12 protein-coding genes and 2 tRNA genes are annotated in these 17,769 nt (G+C 65.0%); 13 read left to right on the top strand and 1 reads right to left on the bottom strand.

Features of this window, described 5'->3' with window-relative positions; all coding sequences use genetic code 11:
* Positions 1-2 precede the first annotated feature (2 nt).
* The 13 genes from nuoL (at position 3) to CLM74_RS14935 (ending at position 16,677) form a co-directional block, all read left to right on the top strand.
* Positions 3-2,162, top strand: a complete 2,160-nt coding sequence (gene nuoL / locus CLM74_RS14995; RefSeq protein ID WP_105164423.1) for an NADH-quinone oxidoreductase subunit L — start codon at positions 3-5, stop codon at positions 2,160-2,162.
* A 23-nt stretch (positions 2,163-2,185) separates the two neighbouring features.
* Positions 2,186-3,694 (top strand): NADH-quinone oxidoreductase subunit M, encoded by a 1,509-nt coding sequence (locus CLM74_RS14990; RefSeq protein WP_025876221.1) that lies wholly within the window; start codon positions 2,186-2,188, stop codon positions 3,692-3,694.
* Positions 3,695-3,709: 15 nt separating this feature from the next.
* Positions 3,710-5,170: an NADH-quinone oxidoreductase subunit NuoN gene (gene nuoN / locus CLM74_RS14985; protein ID WP_025876222.1), complete on the top strand. Its 1,461-nt coding sequence runs from the start codon at positions 3,710-3,712 to the stop codon at positions 5,168-5,170.
* A gap of 128 nt (positions 5,171-5,298) precedes the next feature.
* Positions 5,299-5,375: transfer RNA gene (locus CLM74_RS14980), tRNA-Met, on the top strand.
* A gap of 84 nt (positions 5,376-5,459) precedes the next feature.
* A tRNA-Met gene (locus CLM74_RS14975) sits at positions 5,460-5,536 on the top strand.
* 400 nt (positions 5,537-5,936) lie between these two features.
* Entirely contained in the window at positions 5,937-6,527 is a 591-nt protein-coding gene (gene rimP, locus CLM74_RS14970; protein WP_025876223.1) for a ribosome maturation factor RimP, read from the top strand.
* A 4-nt stretch (positions 6,528-6,531) separates the two neighbouring features.
* Positions 6,532-8,043: a transcription termination factor NusA gene (nusA, locus tag CLM74_RS14965; RefSeq protein WP_025876225.1), complete on the top strand. Its 1,512-nt coding sequence runs from the start codon at positions 6,532-6,534 to the stop codon at positions 8,041-8,043.
* Between the two features lie 92 nt (positions 8,044-8,135).
* On the top strand, positions 8,136-10,778 hold the full coding sequence (gene infB, locus CLM74_RS14960) for a translation initiation factor IF-2 (RefSeq protein ID WP_025876227.1): 2,643 nt from the start codon (positions 8,136-8,138) through the stop codon (positions 10,776-10,778).
* Positions 10,779-10,877: 99 nt separating this feature from the next.
* Positions 10,878-11,261 carry a 30S ribosome-binding factor RbfA gene (rbfA, locus tag CLM74_RS14955; RefSeq protein ID WP_025876229.1) on the top strand — a complete coding sequence of 128 codons (384 nt, stop codon included), beginning with the start codon at positions 10,878-10,880 and terminating at the stop codon, positions 11,259-11,261.
* A 109-nt stretch (positions 11,262-11,370) separates the two neighbouring features.
* Positions 11,371-12,279 (top strand): tRNA pseudouridine(55) synthase TruB, encoded by a 909-nt coding sequence (gene truB, locus CLM74_RS14950; protein WP_105164422.1) that lies wholly within the window; start codon positions 11,371-11,373, stop codon positions 12,277-12,279.
* 177 nt (positions 12,280-12,456) lie between these two features.
* The gene (gene rpsO, locus CLM74_RS14945) at positions 12,457-12,717 is read left to right on the top strand and encodes a 30S ribosomal protein S15 (RefSeq protein WP_005410445.1); all 261 of its coding nucleotides are present in this window, start codon (positions 12,457-12,459) and stop codon (positions 12,715-12,717) included.
* Positions 12,718-12,865: 148 nt separating this feature from the next.
* Entirely contained in the window at positions 12,866-14,974 is a 2,109-nt protein-coding gene (gene pnp / locus CLM74_RS14940; RefSeq protein WP_025876239.1) for a polyribonucleotide nucleotidyltransferase, read from the top strand.
* A gap of 137 nt (positions 14,975-15,111) precedes the next feature.
* The gene (locus tag CLM74_RS14935) at positions 15,112-16,677 is read left to right on the top strand and encodes a winged helix-turn-helix transcriptional regulator (protein WP_105164421.1); all 1,566 of its coding nucleotides are present in this window, start codon (positions 15,112-15,114) and stop codon (positions 16,675-16,677) included.
* Here CLM74_RS14935 and CLM74_RS14930 read toward each other — a convergent pair.
* On the bottom strand, positions 16,646-17,710 hold the full coding sequence (locus tag CLM74_RS14930) for a serine hydrolase (RefSeq protein ID WP_025876243.1): 1,065 nt from the start codon (positions 17,708-17,710) through the stop codon (positions 16,646-16,648). The genes CLM74_RS14935 and CLM74_RS14930 overlap by 32 nt on opposite strands.
* Between the last annotated feature and the right edge of the window lie 59 nt (positions 17,711-17,769).

Genomic DNA, 17,769 nt, shown 5'->3' with positions numbered 1-17,769 from the left:
AGATGGAAATCACTCTCTCCAAGAGTCTGTTGATCGCAGTGGTGCTTGCACCGCTGTTCGGCAGCATCATCGCCGGCCTGTTCGGTCGCCAGGTCAAGCGCTTCGGCGCGCAGACCATCACGATCCTCGGTGTCGCGGTTGCCTGCGGCCTGTCGATGCACACGCTCTACCAGCTGCTGTGGGGCGGGGCGCAGCCGTTCAACCAGAACCTGTACACGTTCTTCGAAGTCGGCCAGTACTCGGCCCACGTCGGCTTCATGGTCGACAAGCTGACCGCGATGATGATGGTGGTGGTGACCTTCGTGTCGCTGCTGGTCCACATCTACACGATCGGCTACATGCAGGATGATCCGGGTTACCAGCGGTTCTTCAGCTACATCTCGCTGTTCACCTTCTCGATGCTCACCCTGGTGATGAGCAACAACTTCCTGCAGCTGTTCTTCGGCTGGGAAGCAGTGGGCCTGGTGTCGTACCTGCTGATCGGTTTCTGGTTCAAGCGCCCGACCGCGATCTTCGCCAACATGAAGGCGTTCCTGGTCAACCGCGTCGGCGACTTCGGCTTCCTGCTGGGCATCGCTGGCGTGTTGTGGGTGTTCGGTACCCTGGACTATTCGCAGGTGTTCTCGCAGGCCGGCATGCTCGCCGACCCGCGCGCCCAGCTGCAGATCTGGGACGGCACCATGTTTGGCATGCAGCTGCTGAACGAGCCGGTGATCTGGTCGATCGCCACCGTCATCTGCATCGGCCTGTTCATCGGTGCGATGGGCAAGTCGGCCCAGGTTCCGCTGCACGTCTGGCTGCCTGATTCGATGGAAGGCCCGACCCCGATCTCGGCACTGATCCACGCCGCGACGATGGTGACCGCCGGTATCTTCATGGTCACCCGCATGTCGCCGCTGTTCGAGCTGTCGCAGACCGCGTTGAACTTCATCCTGTTCATCGGTGCCACCACCGCGTTCTTCACCGGCCTGATCGGCATCGTGCAGAACGACATCAAGCGCGTCGTCGCGTACTCCACGCTGTCCCAGCTGGGTTACATGACCGTGGCGCTGGGCGTGTCGGCGTACTCCGCTGCCGTGTTCCACCTGATGACCCACGCCTTCTTCAAGGCGCTGCTGTTCCTGGGTGCCGGCTCGGTCATCATCGCGATGCACCACGAGCAGGACATGCGCAAGATGGGCGGCCTGCGCAAGTACATGCCGATCACCTTCATCACCATGTGGATCGGTACCCTGGCCCTGGTCGGTACGCCGTTCTTCTCCGGCTTCTACTCGAAGGACACCATCATCGAGGCCGCCGAGATCCACGCCCACATGCAGGACAGCTGGGTGGCCACCTATGGCTACTGGGCGGTGCTGGGTGGCGTGCTGGTGACCAGCTTCTACAGCTTCCGCCTGCTGTTCCTGACCTTCCACGGCAAGGAACGCTTCCGCGATGCGCACGACGATCATGGCCATGGTCATGACGACCACCATGCTGCCGATGCACATCATGCCGACGCGCATGACGACCACGGCCATGGCCACGGTCCGCATGAGCCGCATGAAACCCCGTGGGTGGTGACGCTGCCGCTGATCCTGCTGGCCATCCCGTCGATCGCCATCGGTTTCTTCAGCATCGGTCCGATGCTGCACGGCACCGACTGGGCCGGTCACCACGCCCATGTGGCGATCAAGGGCCAGGTCAACACGTTCTTCACCGGCATCGTCGATTTCTACGATCCGGCCAAGAACACCGTGGCCTTCCTGGGCGAGGAGTTCCATGGTCCGGTGGCCTTCGCGCTGCACGGCATGATGCTGCCGCCGTTCTGGCTGACCCTGGCAGGCTTCCTGCTGGCTGCGTTGTTCTACCTGTGGAAGCCGGACCTGTCGGGCAAGGCACGCAAGACCTTCGCCCCGGTGGTGTCCGTGCTGGAAAACAAGTACGGCTTCGACAAGCTGTGGATCGATGGCTTTGCCGGTGGCAGCGTCAAGCTGGGCAAGGTCTCGCGCTGGATCGACAGCAACATCGTCGACGGTGTGGTCAATCTCTCGGCACGTGTTGTGGACGTCGCAGCCAGCGTGCTGCGCCGTACCCAATCCGGTTTCCTCTATCACTACGCCTTCGCGATGATCATCGGCCTGATTGCCCTCCTGGGCGTGCTGATGCATTACCTGCGTTGATGACCTGTACGGAATAAGAAGACGTGTCGAACTGGCCTCTACTCAGTGTCCTCATCTGGCTGCCGATCCTCGGCGGTGCCCTGATCCTTGCGATCCGTGATGCGCAGACCGCCCGCTGGGCGTCGCTGGGCGTCGCGGTGCTGACCTTCGTGGCGAGTCTGTCGCTGCTGGGCGGCTACAACCCGGGCATCGACGCGCTGCAGTTCGTCGAGACCCACGCCTGGATCCCGACCTACAACATCGGCTACAACCTGGGCGTGGACGGCATCGCCGTAGCGCTGATCCTGCTCACCACGCTGGTCAGCGTGCTCGCCCTGATCGGCGCCTGGAGCGCGATCGACAAGCGCGTGAACCAGTACGTGGCCGCTTTCCTGATCCTGGAAGGTGTCACCGTCGGCATCTTCGCCGCCACGGACGCGATGCTGTTCTACGTGTTCTTCGAGGCGATGCTGATCCCGATGTTCCTGATCATCGGTGTCTGGGGTGGCCCGCGTCGCATCTACGCCGCACTGAAGTTCTTCCTGTACACCTTCCTCGGCTCGGTGCTGATGCTGGTGGCGCTGATCTACCTGTACATGAAGGGCGGCAGCTTCCAGCTGGCCGACCTGTACGCACTGCAGCTGTCGGGCAAGGAACAGACCTGGATCTTCTTCGCCTTCCTGATCGCGTTCGCGGTCAAGGTGCCGATGTTCCCGGTGCATACCTGGCTGCCGGACGCGCACGTGGAAGCGCCGACCGCCGGTTCGGTGATCCTGGCCGCCATCGCGCTGAAGATCGGTGGCTACGGCTTCCTGCGCTTCAACCTGCCGATCGTTCCCGATGCCTCGCAGGAATGGGCATGGCTGGTCATCGCGCTGTCGCTGATCGCAGTGATCTACGTCGGCCTGGTCGCCCTGGTGCAGGACGACATGAAGAAGCTGATCGCCTATTCGTCGATCGCGCACATGGGCTTTGTCACCCTGGGTACCTTCATCGCCCTGTGGCTGGTGCGTGAAGCCGGCAACGTCGATGCGGCCCGCCTGGGCCTGCAGGGCGCCATGGTGCAGATGATCTCGCACGGCTTCGTGTCCGGCGCGATGTTCTCCTGCGTCGGCGTGCTGTACGACCGCATGCACAGCCGCCGCATCGCCGATTACGGCGGCGTGGTCAACGTGATGCCGTGGTTCGCCACGTTCGCCATGCTGTTCTTCATGGCCAACGCCGGCCTGCCGGGCACCAGCGGTTTCGTCGGTGAATTCATGGTCATCCTGTCGGCGTTCCAGCGGAACCCGTGGATCGCCCTGGGCGCAGCCACCACCCTGATCATCGGTGCGGCCTACACCCTGTGGCTGTACAAGCGCATCTTCTTCGGTGAGGTGGCCAACAGCCACGTCGCCGAACTGAAGGACATCAACGGCCGCGAATGGCTGGTGCTGGGCGTGTTCGCCATTGGCGTACTGGCCCTGGGCATCTACCCCAAGCCGCTGACCGACCTGATGGAGCCCTCGATCGCAAAGCTGGCGATGCAGATCGCATCCAGCAAGTTGCTGTAATTCCAGGATTTGATGATGACCACCTCGCCGCTGCTGCCACTGACCGCTGCTGACCTGCCACCGCTCGCTCCCGAGCTGGTGCTGATCGGCAGTGCCTTCGCCCTGATGATCCTCGACCTGTTCGTCAGCGAACGGAACAAGATCGTCACCCACCTGTTCTCGGTCGCCGCACTGGCCGTGGTGCTGTTCATGCTGGCCACCGGCGTGGGCGGGCAGGGGGAGGTCTTCCATGGCATGTTCGTGCGCGATACCGCCGCGGACGTGATGAAGACCGGGATCGTGCTGCTCAGCGGCCTGACCCTGATCTACGGCTGGGGCTACCTGCGCGAGCGCAAGCTGTTCCAGGGTGAGATTCCGGTGCTGATCCTGTTCGGCACCGCCGGCATGATGATCCTGGTGTCCGCCGGCAGCCTGCTGATGGTGTACCTGGGTCTGGAACTGCTGGCCCTGTGCTCCTACGCACTGGTTGCCAGCAACCGTGACAACGGCCTGGCCTCGGAAGCGGCGATGAAGTACATCGTGCTTGGTTCGCTGGCCTCGGGCCTGCTGCTGTACGGCATGTCGCTGATCTACGGCGCCACCGGCAGCCTGCACCTGGACGCCATCCAGGCCGCCATCCCGCACTCGGAAGAGCGCGTGCTGCTGGTCACCGGCGCGGTGTTCATGATTGCCGGCGTTGCCTTCAAGCTGGGTGCCGCACCGTTCCACATGTGGCTGCCCGACGTGTACCAGGGTGCCCCGGCGCCGGTCGCGCTGTTCATCAGCTCGGCGCCGAAGCTGGCCGCTTTCGGCATGGCCTACCGCCTGCTGGAAATGGGCGTGGGCCCGCTGTCCACCGAACTGCAGCTGCTGATCGCTGGCCTGGCCGCGGTCTCGCTGGTGATCGGCAACCTGATGGCCATTGCGCAGAGCAACCTCAAGCGCATGCTGGCGTTCTCCACGGTCTCGCATATCGGCTTCCTGCTGATGGGCATCGCCGGCGGCGGTTCGCAGGGCTATGCGGCCGCGCTGTTCTACGCCCTGGCCTACGCGATCATGTCGACTGCTGCTTTCGGCGCGATCATCGCGCTGTCGCGCGCCGGCTTCGAGGCCGAGAACATCGAGGACTTCAAGGGCCTGAACGCCCGCAACCCGTGGATGGCCGGCCTGGTGCTGTGCATCATGGCGTCGCTGGCAGGCATTCCGCCGTTCCTCGGTTTCTGGACCAAGCTGGCCGTGCTCGGCGCTGCCATCAATGGCGGCCTGCTGTGGCTGGCGATCCTGGGCGTGCTGTGTGCCGTGGTCGGCTGCTTCTACTACCTGCGTGTCATCAAGGTCATGTACTTCGATGAGCCGGTGGGCGAGGCCATGCCGCGCAGCAAGGATCGCGTGCTGGGAGTCGTGCTGGGCGTGAACGCACTGGCATTGCTGGCGCTAGGCCTGGCCTGGAACCCGATCATGGTCTGGTGCCAGCAGGCATTTGCGCATCTTGCATAAAAGTTGACACAAAGCTGCGCGATTCGTGTAATATACGCAGCTTGAGTTGTCACTGCAGCGGTTCAGCCAGAACATCGTTGCGGAGCGCCTCCCTCGCCAGAGTGGGGCAGCGGTTCAAACACTTCCGGTGCGGGGTGGAGCAGTCTGGCAGCTCGTCGGGCTCATAACCCGAAGGTCGCAGGTTCAAATCCTGCCCCCGCTACCAACACATCGAATCGGCGCCAACCAATTCGATGAATGAGGAAAAGCTTGCAGGTTTTGAAGTTATCCCTCATAATTCCGCTTCTGATGCGGGGTGGAGCAGTCTGGCAGCTCGTCGGGCTCATAACCCGAAGGTCGCAGGTTCAAATCCTGCCCCCGCTACCAAGTAAAGAATGCGCCTTCGAAGCTCTGCTTCGAGGGCGTTTTTCTTTGCGGCTTCCGCCGATCCGCCGGGCATGGCCCGGCGCTACCATCGCGCGGTCACCCGGTAGCGCCGGGCCATGCCCGGCGAGTGCAGCGGAGGGTTTCAGGACGGCCGCAGCCTTGCACCAGAGCGGTGCAGGGGCTATCATCAGCGGCCTAGAAGTACCCCTGACGGCGGCGCTCCCCATCGGAGATCCACCCGGAAGGAGGGCCGCAGCACGCTTGTTCAGCGCGTTGCAACCGGAATCCAGTCACCGGAGTCTTTCCGGAAAAGGGGCCCAGCGGGCCCTTCGTCGTTTTCGGGGCGTCATGTTTCCATGCTGGCCAAGGCCGGCACCCAACCAAGAGATCAAGGCAGGCTGTGAGCGACAAGGCAACCGACATCGCGAATCTGCTCGCCCCGACCGTTGTGTCGCTGGGCCTGGAGCTGCTGGGCGTTGAGTATCTGCCGGCCCCCGGCGGTGCGACCCTTCGCCTTTACATCGACGTGCCGCTGGCGGAACAGCCGGAGCGCATCATCAATGTGGACGACTGTGAGCGGGTAAGCCGCGAAGTGTCCGCACAGATGGACGTCGAAGACCCGATCAGCGGCAATTACACGCTGGAAGTGTCTTCGCCGGGCGTGGATCGCCCGCTGTTCAACCTGGAGCAGTTCGGTCGTCACCTCGGCGAATCGGCCAAGGTCACCCTGAAGCTGCCGCAGGAAAACCGTCGTCGCCTGCAGGGTCGCATCGAAGCGATCGACGAGGCGCAGGGCAGCATCACCTTCATCGTCGACAACGCCGCACTGGTGGTGTCGGCCGACAACATCGACAAGGCGCGGATCATGCCTGACTGGGTGGCGCTGGGGCTGGCCCCGAGCAAGCCGACCGGTCCGGCACCGAAGCGTCCGAAGCCGAACAAGAATTCTTCTTCCAACGAGCCGGCGGCAAAGAAGCCGCGCGCGGAGTGAGCCAATGAGCAAGGAACTGTTGCTGGTAGTGGACGCGGTCGCCAACGAGAAGGGCGTGCCGCGTGAAGTGATCTTCGATGCCATCGAGGCCGCCCTGGCCTCGGCAGCGAAGAAGCGCTATCCCGACGAGGAAGTGCTGACCCGCGTGGTCATCGACCACAAGGATGGCAACTACGAAACCTTCCGCCGCTGGGAAGTGGTGGCCGACGACGTAGTGATGGAATCGCCGGATCGCCAGATCCGCCTGATGGACGCCATCGACGAAGCCGAAGGCGTGGATGTCGGCGACTACATCGAAGAGCAGATCGAGAACCCCGACTTCGGTCGCATCGCCGCCCAGGCCGCCAAGCAGGTGATCGTGCAGCGTGTGCGCGAAGCCGAGCGCCAGCAGGTGGTCGATGCCTGGGCCGATCGCGTCGGTGAGCTGATCACCGGTGTGGTCAAGCGCGCCGAGCGCGGCAACATCTATGTCGACCTGGGCGGCAACGCCGAAGGCTTCATTCCGAAGGACAAGGGCATTCCGCGTGATGTCCTGCGTGCCGGCGACCGCGTCCGCGGCTACCTGGCCGAAGTGCGTTCGGAGCCGCGTGGCCCGCAGCTGTTCATCAGCCGCGCAGCGCCGGAATTCATGATCGAGCTGTTCAAGCTGGAAGTACCGGAAGTCGGCCAGGGCCTGGTGGAAATCAAGGCCTGCGCCCGCGATCCGGGCGACCGCGCCAAGATCGCCGTGCTCGCCCACGATGCCCGCACCGATCCGATCGGCGCCTGCATCGGCATGCGTGGTTCGCGCGTGCAGGCCGTGTCCAACGAGCTCAATGGCGAGCGCGTGGACATCGTCCTGTGGAACGAGAACCCGGCCAACTTCGTCATCAACGCGATGGCACCGGCCGAAGTGCAGTCGATCATCGTCGATGAAGACAAGCATTCGATGGACCTGGCCGTTGCTGAAGACCGCCTGGCCCAAGCGATCGGCAAGGGCGGCCAGAACGTGCGCCTGGCCAGCCGCCTGACCGGTTGGCAGCTGAACGTGATGACCCAGGACCAGGTGACCGCCAAGTCGGAAGCCGAGCAGGCTTCGGCTCGCCAGCTGTTCATGGACAAGCTGGAAGTGGACGAGGAAATCGCCGGCATCCTGGTCAGCGAAGGCTTCGGCACGGTCGAGGAAATCGCATATGTACCGGTCGGCGAACTGCTGGCCGTGGAAGGTTTCGACGAAGACATCGTCGAAGAGCTGCGCGCACGTGCCCGCGATGCGCTGCTCAATGAGGCCCTGGCAGTCGAGGAAGGCCTGGAGGACGGCCAGCCGGCGCAGGACCTGCTGTCCCTGAAGGGCATGGACGAAGCCACCGCATATGCGTTGGCCGGCCACGGCGTGCGTACCAGCGAGGACTTGTCCGATCTGGCCGCCGACGAGGTCATGGACTTCGGCATCGAAGGGCTGGACCAGGAGCGCGCCGCGGCGCTGATCCTGGCCGCGCGTGCCGAGGAAATCGCCCGACTGGAACGCGGCGAATGAGCCGGCAATGAACAGGGCCCTGAGCCGATCAGGGCGTAGAATCCGCGCCACCTCCAGATGCGGGGGGGCGCCCACAAGATCATAGGATCCGAATGTCGCAGCAAACCACCATCCGCAAGCTTGCTGAACTGGTCAATACACCGGTCGAAAAACTGCTGGAACAGCTGGCTGGTGCCGGCATGAAGTTCAGCGGTCCCGACCAGGTCGTGACCAGCTCCGAGAAAGTGAAGCTCCTGGGCTTCCTTCGTCGTTCGCATGGCAAGCCCGAGCAGGCCCCGGAAGAGACTGATCAGTCTGCCAAGAAGATCACCCTCAACCGTCGCAAGCAGCAGGAAGTGACGGTCAATTCCGGTCGCAGCAAGACAACCGTGAACGTGGAAGTGCGCCAGAAGCGCACCTACGTCAAGGCCGATGGTGGTCGCGCGATGACCCCGGACGAAGAGCGTGCCGACATCCTGCGCAAGCTGGAAGAGTCGCGCGCACGCAACCTCGCCGAGCAGCAGGCACTGGCCGAGAAGGACCGCCTGCGTGACGAGGAAATCGTCCGCAAGCGCGAGGAAGAGGTCGCTGCCAAGGAGCGTGCCGAGGCCGAGAAGAAGGCGGCCGAGGAAGCTGCGGTCGCCGCCAAGGCTGCCGAAGCCCTGGCTGCCAGCCAGCCCAAGGTGCGCGCGCCGATCGACGAAACCGCGCCGCGCCCGCCGCGTGCTCCGGCTGCAGCCCCGGCTGCTCCGCGTAGTGCGCCGCCGCGCAGCGACGACCGCAACAATCGCAACGCGCCGCGCAACGAGCGTGGCCCGGGTGATCGCTTTGCCGGTCAGATGCACTTGTCCGCCGCCGATCGTGCGCGCCGTGGCAACAGCAACAACAGCAACAACCGTGGTCGCCCGGGCAGCCGTCCGACGTCCGGCCGTCGCGACATGTCGCGCGGCGGTGGCAACTCCGGCCCGCACGCCTTCGAACGTCCGACCGCACCGGTCGTGCGTGAAGTGGCGATCGGCGACACCATCACCGTGGCCGACCTGGCGCAGAAGCTCGCGCTGAAGGGCGGCGAGGTGGTGAAGGCGCTGTTCAAGATGGGCGTGATGGCCACCATCACCCAGTCCATCGACCACGACACTGCGGCACTGGTCACCGAAGAACTGGGTCACAAGGCGATCCGCGCCAGCGACAACGACGCTGAAGACGCGCTGTTGGCATCGGCCGGCGAGAACCAGGGCGAGGCCGTGCAGCGTCCGCCGGTGGTCACCATCATGGGCCACGTCGATCACGGCAAGACCTCGCTGCTGGATTACATCCGTCGCACCAAGGTCGCCACCGGCGAAGCCGGCGGCATCACCCAGCACATCGGTGCGTACCACGTTGAAACGCCGAAGGGCGTCATCAGCTTCCTGGATACCCCGGGCCACGCCGCGTTCACCTCGATGCGTGCCCGCGGTGCCAAGCTGACCGATATCGTGGTGCTGGTCGTGGCTGCCGATGACGGGGTCATGCCGCAGACCAAGGAAGCGATCCAGCACGCCCGTTCGGCGGGTGTGCCGCTGATCGTGGCGATCAACAAGATCGACAAGTCCGGTGCCGACCCGATGCGGGTCAAGAACGAGCTGCTCTCCGAGCAGGTCGTGGCCGAAGACTTCGGTGGCGACACCCAGATGGTGGAGATCTCGGCCAAGACCGGCCTAGGCATCGACGATCTGCTGGAAGCTGTTTCGGTCCAGGCTGAACTGCTGGAACTGAAGGCGGTCGACGACGGTCGTGCCAACGGCGTGGTCATCGAATCGTCGCTGGACAAGGGCCGTGGCCCGATCGCGACGGTGCTGGTGCAGCAGGGCCGCCTGAAGAAGGGCGATTATCTGGTGTGCGGCATCCAGTACGGCCGCGTGCGTGCGCTGTTCGACGAAACCGGCAAGCAGCCGGAGTTCGCCGGCCCGTCCATCCCGGTGCAGGTCCTGGGCCTGTCCGGCGTGCCGGAAGCCGGTGACGACTTCGTCGTCGTCGACGACGAGCGTCTGGCCAAGGACGTTGCCCAGCAGCGTGAGACCAAGCGCCGCGAATCGCGCCTGGTCGCCACCGCGGGCAGCCGCATGGAAGACATCATGGCGACCCTGGGCAAGGGCGAGGGCCAGCAGGTCCTCAACCTGGTCATCAAGGCCGACGTGCAGGGTTCGGTGCAGGCGTTGAGCCAGGCCCTGGTGGCGCTGTCCAACGACGACATCCGCATCAACGTGATCCACTCCGGCGTGGGCGGCATCACCGAGTCGGATGCCAATTCGGCCGCCGCTTCGAAGGCCACCGTCATCGGCTTCAACGTGCGTGCGGATGCTTCGGCCCGGCGCATCATCGAATCCAACGGCGTGGACCTGCGTTACTTCTCGATCATCTATGACGTGATCGATCAGGTGAAGCAGGTGGCCTCCGGTCTGCTGGGCGTGGAGATCCGCGAAGAGATCATCGGTATCGCCGAGGTCCGCGACGTCTTCCGCAGCTCCAAGCTGGGTGCCGTCGCCGGCAGCATGGTCATCGAGGGCGTGGTCAAGCGCAACAAGCCGATCCGCGTCCTGCGCGACAGCGTGGTGATCTTCGAAGGCGAGCTGGAATCGCTGCGCCGCTTCAAGGAAAACGTCGAGGAAGTCCGCAACGGTACCGAATGCGGTATCGCGGTGAAGGCCTACAACGACGTCAAGCCGGGTGACCAGATCGAGTGCTTCGAGCGTATCGAAGTGCCGCGCACCCTGTAATGCTGCAACGGACCGGCCCTCACGGGCCGGTCTCGTTTCATCCCGTAAACTGTAGGGCCTGACCTTGGTCGGGCCACAATCGAATCAAGAGCCTGCCGCGTGCCCAAGACTTTCCATCGAACCGACCGTGTCTCCGCCCAGCTGCGCCGTGAACTCGGCACCCTGGTGCACAACGCCGTGCGTGAGCACGGGTTGCCCTCGGTGAGCGTGTCCGACGTGGAAATCACCCGCGACATGGCCCACGCCAAGGTGTTCGTCACCGCGCTGATGCCGGAACGTTCGGTTGAAGCCGTGAAGGGCCTGAAGGAACTGGCCTGGGGCCTGCGCATGGAGCTGGCGCGCGCGATGAAGCTGCGGCATGTGCCGGAGCTGCATTTCCACTACGACGACTCGGTCGATCGTGGCGAGCGCATCGACAACCTGTTGCGCGACCTGCCCGATACCGTGGCCGCCGAAAAGCGTCGCGAAGGCGACGAAGAATAACCGCGCGACGCCGGGCATGCCCGGCGTTGTTGCATTCCGGCTGCGCGATGTCTGATGCAGACCGCGCTGCGCGCTCGCTGGGCATGTTCCGGCGCTACCCATACCTGTCATGACCCGAATTCAGTTCCGCCGCCTGGATGGCATCCTGCTGCTCGACAAGCCGACCGGCATGAGCTCCAACGCCGCGCTGCAGGTCGCCCGTCGCCTGTTCCGTGCAGAGAAGGGCGGCCACACCGGCAGCCTCGACCCGCTGGCCACCGGCCTGTTGCCGCTGTGCTTCGGCGAGGCGACCAAGATTGCCGGCCTGCTGCTGGGCTCGGCCAAGGCCTACGACGCCGAGATCGTGCTGGGCCAGACCACCGATACCGACGACGCCGAGGGCCAGGTGCTGCTCGAGCGGCCGGTGCCCGTGATCAGCGCCGAGGCCCTGCAGGCGGCGATCGCGCCGCTGCTTGGCGACATCCTGCAGCGTGCGCCGATCTATTCCGCGCTCAAGCAGGGCGGGGAGCCGCTGTATGTGAAGGCCCGCCGTGGCGACGCCATCGAGGCGCCCGAGCGCCAGGTCAAGGTCCACGCCATCGAGATTCTGGAGCAGCACCCCGAGCGGCTGTGGCTGCGGGTCACCTGCGGCTCGGGCACCTATATCCGCAGTCTGGCCCGTGACCTGGGTGAAACGCTGGGCTGTGGCGCGCACATCAGCGCCCTGCGGCGCCTGTGGGTGGAACCGTTCCACGAACCGGCGATGGTCACCCTGGAGCAGCTGAGGGCTCTGGTGGAAGCGCAGGATGAGGCCGCCATGGACGCGCTGCTGCTGCCGCTGGCGGCGGGCCTGTCCGAATACCCCCGGGTTGACCTGGACGCCGAGCAGACCCAGCGCTTCTGCGTGGGCCAGCGCCAGCGCGACCTCTCCTGGCCGCGCGGCCTGGTGGCGGTGTTTGGCCCTGGATCGGTGGCGCAGGGCCTGGGCCAGGTCGACGATAGCGGTCTGCTGGCCCCGCAGCGCCGCTTCAACCTCTGAACGAGGAGGCCCGGTTCAGCCCCGGACCTTGTTCCAAAGCCCCCTGGCCGTTACAATTCCGCGGCCGTTTTACGGCAGCCTGCCGAAGGCGGGTTTCATCCATTGTTGGTTCACGGCGAGCCAGGCGGTGCGCGAAAGCGCGTTCCTGCCGGCCACGCATCACAGAGAAAAAAAGACATGTCGATCGACACCCAGAAGGTCATTGAAGACAACAAGCGCAGCTCGGCTGATACCGGCTCCCCGGAAGTCCAGGTTGCACTGCTGACCGCCCGCATCGAACTGCTGACCGGCCACTTCAAGACCCACAAGAAGGATCACCACAGCCGCCGTGGTCTGCTGCAGATGGTCAACCGCCGCCGCAGCCTGCTCGACTACCTGAAGAAGAAGGACGTCGAGCGTTACAAGGCCCTGATCGAGAAGCTTGGCCTGCGTCGCTAAGCAACGAATCCCCCGCGGCGCAGCGATGCGCCGCGGTTTTGTTTTGTAGCACCGCAATACCTTTTTCAGATCGGAACGACCGGTCATCCGTTGGCGGCAAGGGTCGCCCACGGTCCATTCGCAGACAGCATCCCCAAGGACACCCTCCGTGGCAAAAATCACCAAAACCTTCCAGTACGGCAAGCACACCGTCACGCTTGAGACCGGCGAAATCGCCCGCCAGGCCGGTGGCGCCGTCATCGTCAAGTTCGACGACACCGTGCTGCTGGTCTCCGCCGTTGCCGCCAAGAGCGCGCGTGAGGGCCAGGACTTCTTCCCCCTGACCTGTGACTACCAGGAGAAGTTCTACGCCGGTGGCCGTATCCCGGGTGGCTTCTTCAAGCGCGAAGGCCGCGCGACCGAGAAGGAAACCCTGATCTCGCGTCTGATCGATCGTCCGATCCGTCCGCTGTTCCCGGAAGACTACAAGAACGAAGTCCAGATCATCGCCACCGTGATGTCGCTGAACCCGGACATCGACGGTGACATCCCGGCCCTGATCGGTGCCTCGGCCGCGCTGTCGCTGGCCGGCACCCCGTTCAAGGGTCCGATCGCCGCCGCCAAGGTGGGTTACAAGAACGGTGAGTACATCCTCAACCCGACCGTGACCGAACTGAAGGATTCGGAGCTGGAGCTGGTCGTTGCCGGTACCGCCAACGCCGTGCTGATGGTGGAATCGGAAGCCGCGCTGCTGTCCGAAGACGTGATGCTGGGCGCCGTGACCTTCGGTCACCGCGAAATGCAGAAGGTCATCAACGCGATCAACGAACTGACCGTGGAAGCCGGCACCAAGCCGTCGACCTGGGTGGCCCCGGCCAAGAACGACGTGCTGATCAGCGCCCTGCAGGAAGCCATCGGCCCGCGTCTGGGCGAGGCCTTCCAGGTGCGCGACAAGCTGCAGCGCCGCGACGCCATCTCGGCGATCAAGAAGGACGTGGTCGAGTCGCTGGCCGGCCGCGTTGCCGCTGAAGGCTGGAACCCGGCCGAGCTGTCGAAGGAATTCGGCGAGCTGGAATACAGCACCATGCGCAACTCGGTGCTGGACACCAAGGTCCGCATCGACGGCCGTGCGCTGGACACCGTCCGCCCGATCGCAGTGAAGACCGGCATCCTGCCGCGTACCCACGGTTCCTCGCTGTTCACCCGCGGTGAAACGCAGGCCATCGTGACCATCACCCTGGGCACCGCCCGTGATGGCCAGGTCATCGATGCCGTCTCCGGTGAGTACAAAGAGAACTTCCTGTTCCATTACAACTTCCCCCCCTACTCGGTGGGTGAAACCGGCCGCATGATGGGCCCGAAGCGTCGCGAGATCGGCCACGGCCGTCTGGCCAAGCGCGGCGTGCTGGCAGTGATGCCGTCGCTGGAATCCTTCCCGTACACCATCCGCGTCGTCTCGGAAATCACCGAGTCGAACGGTTCCTCGTCGATGGCGTCGGTCTGCGGCTCGTCGCTGGCCCTGATGGACGCCGGCGTGCCGGTGAAGGCTCCGGTGGCGGGTATCGCCATGGGCCTGGTCAAGGAAGGCGATCGCTTCGTCGTCCTGTCCGACATCCTGGGTGACGAAGATCACCTGGGCGACATGGACTTCAAGGTTGCCGGTACCGCTGAGGGCATCTCCGCCCTGCAGATGGACATCAAGATCGAAGGCATCACCGAAGAGATCATGAAGCAGGCTCTGCAGCAGGCCAAGGCTGGCCGTCTGCACATCCTGGGCGAAATGGCCCACGGCCTGACCGCCCCGCGTGAGGAGCTGTCGGACTACGCGCCGCGCCTGCTGACCATCAAGATCCACCCGGACAAGATCCGCGAAGTGATCGGCAAGGGTGGTTCGACCATCCAGGCCATCACCAAGGAAACCGGCACCCAGATCGACATCCAGGATGACGGCACCATCGTCATTGCTTCGGTCAATGCCATCGCTGCCCAGGCCGCCAAGGCCCGCATCGAGCAGATCACCTCGGACGTCGAGCCGGGCCGCATCTACGAAGGCAAGGTCGCCAAGATCATGGACTTCGGTGCGTTCGTCACCATCCTGCCGGGCAAGGACGGCCTGGTCCACGTGTCGCAGATCTCCAGCGACCGCGTCGAGAAGGTCGGCGACGTGCTGAAGGAAGGCGATGTGGTCAAGGTCAAGGTGCTGGAAGTCGACAAGCAGGGCCGTATCCGCCTGTCGATGAAGGCCGTCGAGGAAGGCGAAGGCGCCACCGCCGAGTAATCGACCGCAGGTCGATGACGGTAGGTGTCAGTCACCCTTGGTTGACACGCCAGAATGAAAAAGCGGGCTTCGGCCCGCTTTTTCTTTGCCTGTCGTCCGGCGCTGCCGGCGTCGTACCGCGGCGCTATGCTTCACCCATGGACACCCTGCGCCTGCTTGACCTGCAGATCGACCGCCCCGCGCAGCGGGTCAGCCGCGCCGGCGACGTGCTGCCGATCCAGGGGCTGAGCTGGCGCCTGTTCGACGTGCTGCTGGCACACGGCAACGACGTTGTCGACTTCGACACGCTGGCTGCACAGGTGTGGGCACCTGCAGTGGTTGGGGAGGATGCGATCAGCCAGCGGGTCAAGCTGTTGCGGCAGGCGCTGGGTGATGACAGCCGACGCCCGCGCTACATCCGTTCGGTACGCGGGCGCGGCTATCAGTTGTGTGCACTGCCGACCATCGCACCGCCGGCAGCGGCGGTGCCCATTACCGCGCACCGGAAGAAATGGCCATGGCTTGCAGGTGCCGGTGTCGTCGTTCTTGCCGCTGCCGCCTCGTTCTGGCCGCGCACGCCGGCGGCCAGTGGCCCGCTGCCGTTGCTGCAGCGCGCCGACTATTACGCCAGCATCGGCCAGGCCAGCAACAACGAGCGCGCCATCGCCCTGTACCGGCAGGCATTGCAGGTGGACCCTGATTCCAGTCCGGCGCGCCGCGGCCTGTCACGAGCGTTGTCCGCGCAGGGCTGTCTGTTCAATGGATCGCCCGAGCAGGTCCGGGAAGGGCTGGCGCTGGCCAACATCGAACGTGAACTCGCGCCGCAGGAGGGTGCTGTGTACGCGCTTCGAGGTTATGCCTACGACTGCCTCGGGCAGATGCCGCAGGCCATTTCCGAATACGAGCGGGCGATCGCGCTGGATCCGGGCGACGAGCGCACCCGTGCCTCGCTCGCCTACCTGCACCAGGAGCGCGGCCACCTTGCCCTGGCCCTGCGTGCCAATCTTGCATTGACGGCGCCCGAGCGCCTGCGCTTCCGTGATGTGCAGGTGGCGCGCGAACTGGAGCTGCTCGGTTTCACTCACGCGGCCGCGCAGCGCCACGCGCGTAATTTCCAGCTGTATCCGGACAACGTCTTCGCCAACATCGCCTGGCCGCGCAGTCTGTTCGCGGCAGGTGACCCGGGCCGGGCGAGGCAGGCGTTGACCGAGGCGCTGGCACGCGGCACGCCACATCCGCAGTTGCTGCGGCTGCAGGGCGAACTGGCGCTGCTGGCGGGCGATCACGCCGGTGCTGCCGATGCCTTCGAGCGCGGGCGGCAGCTGCGTCCACAGCAATCGCTCGGTCAATCGCTGGCGGCCTTGTACGCGCAGCCCGCGGCATCGCCGGAGTGGGTGGCTTCGCGTCTTGCAATGTTGCAGACGCAGCGCGGCGACGGGTGGTCCGATGCCGCGCTTGAGCGGGCCCTGCTGCTGCAGGCGCAAGGCGACCCGGAGGCTGCCGTCACCGCGCTGCAACAGGCGGTCGTTGATGGCTTCCGCGATGCGGCGTGGTTGCGCTCCACGCCGCTGTTTGCGTCCCTGCACGAAGCGCCCGGCTGGGCGCCGCTGCTGGCGCGCATCGATGCCGATATCGGTCGCCAGCGTGCGCAGGTGCTGGCGGCCGACTGGCGTCCCGCCGGGCTGGCCGACCTCAGCGCAGCGCCGGCAGCAGGAATTCGGTGAGAATGCGGCGCGACTGCGGGTGAGCGATGCTGCGGTTGTAGGCTTGGCTGGTCACCACCGCGACAGCGCGCTGTTGCGGCAGCAGGAACACGTAGTTGCCGCCGTTGCCGGACATCGCCCATACGGTCTGTGGCTGGCCACCGACAGTCAGTTTCAGGCCCCACCATTGATAGCCGTAATCGCTGCCGTCGCCGGCCGTTGCCTGCGGTGACAGCATCGCGGCGACGTAGTCGCGTGGAACCAGCTGGCGCCCCTGCCAACGACCGCCATCAAGCACGAGCTGGCCGAGGCGGGCCAGGTCCCGGCTGCGGTAGCGTGTGCCGCCTCCGCCCATGCCGATGCCCTCGGGGGAACGGTTCCACTGGCTGTGGGTGATGCCAAGTGGTCGTTCCAGTGCATGGGCTGCGTAATCGGCCAGCGGTTGTCCGGTCGCACGTTCCAGTACCGCGCCGAGCACGAACGAGTTGGCGGTGCAGTAGGCAAACGCGCGCCCGTGAGGACTGTCCTCCGGGCGCGCCATCCAGGGCGCGAAGCCCTTCACCGGCAGCGCCAGGGCAAAATCGAGCCAGCGCTCGCCGACGTACATGCGCTCCTCGTGGCCGGCCGAGAACGGGTTCTCGTCGTCGCACTCCCACAGCGTGCTCATCGCCAGCAGATCTTCCACCGTGGTGCCACGCAGGCGGGGGTCCACGTCGTGGTGGGCGACGAAGGCCGGGAAGTAGTCGTACACCTTCGCGCGAACGCCCGGCAGCCGGCCGTCGCCGATCGCTGCGCCGACCAGCAGGGCGGTCACGCTTTTGCTGGCCGAGCGCACGTCGTGCAGGGTCTGCGCATCGGCACCGTTGAAATAGCCCTCGTACACGACCTGTCCATCAACCTGCAGCAGCACGCTGCGGATCTGTTTCAGCTCATCGCTGGCGATGGCCTGCTCCAGCGCGCGCATGCGGCCGGGATCAGGGTGGGCAGGGCCTGCGATGCAGGGGAGGGCGTACAGGCACAGCAGCAGGGTGGACACAGGCAGGGGCGAACGCATGATCGGACTCCATCGAAAGGAGTGCCGATTCGGCCAGAGGGCTGGCTGAAGTGCTGGAA

Source organism: Stenotrophomonas sp. MYb57, from assembly GCF_002966815.1.
Classification (GTDB): domain Bacteria; phylum Pseudomonadota; class Gammaproteobacteria; order Xanthomonadales; family Xanthomonadaceae; genus Stenotrophomonas; species Stenotrophomonas indicatrix.
This window is presented reverse-complemented; position numbering and strand designations above follow the sequence as displayed.

Excerpts from the sequence above, each read along its gene's own strand:
- nuoL (WP_105164423.1), top strand. The coding sequence starts at position 3 with ATGGAAATCACTCTCTCCAAGAGTCTGTTGATCGCAGTGGTGCTTGCA.
- nuoN (WP_025876222.1), top strand. The coding sequence starts at position 3,710 with ATGACCACCTCGCCGCTGCTGCCACTGACCGCTGCTGACCTGCCACCG.
- nusA (WP_025876225.1), top strand. The coding sequence starts at position 6,532 with ATGAGCAAGGAACTGTTGCTGGTAGTGGACGCGGTCGCCAACGAGAAG.
- infB (WP_025876227.1), top strand. The coding sequence starts at position 8,136 with ATGTCGCAGCAAACCACCATCCGCAAGCTTGCTGAACTGGTCAATACA.
- truB (WP_105164422.1), top strand. The coding sequence starts at position 11,371 with ATGACCCGAATTCAGTTCCGCCGCCTGGATGGCATCCTGCTGCTCGAC.
- rpsO (WP_005410445.1), top strand. The coding sequence starts at position 12,457 with ATGTCGATCGACACCCAGAAGGTCATTGAAGACAACAAGCGCAGCTCG.
- CLM74_RS14935 (WP_105164421.1), top strand. The coding sequence starts at position 15,112 with ATGGACACCCTGCGCCTGCTTGACCTGCAGATCGACCGCCCCGCGCAG.
- CLM74_RS14930 (WP_025876243.1), bottom strand. The coding sequence starts at position 17,710 with ATGCGTTCGCCCCTGCCTGTGTCCACCCTGCTGCTGTGCCTGTACGCC.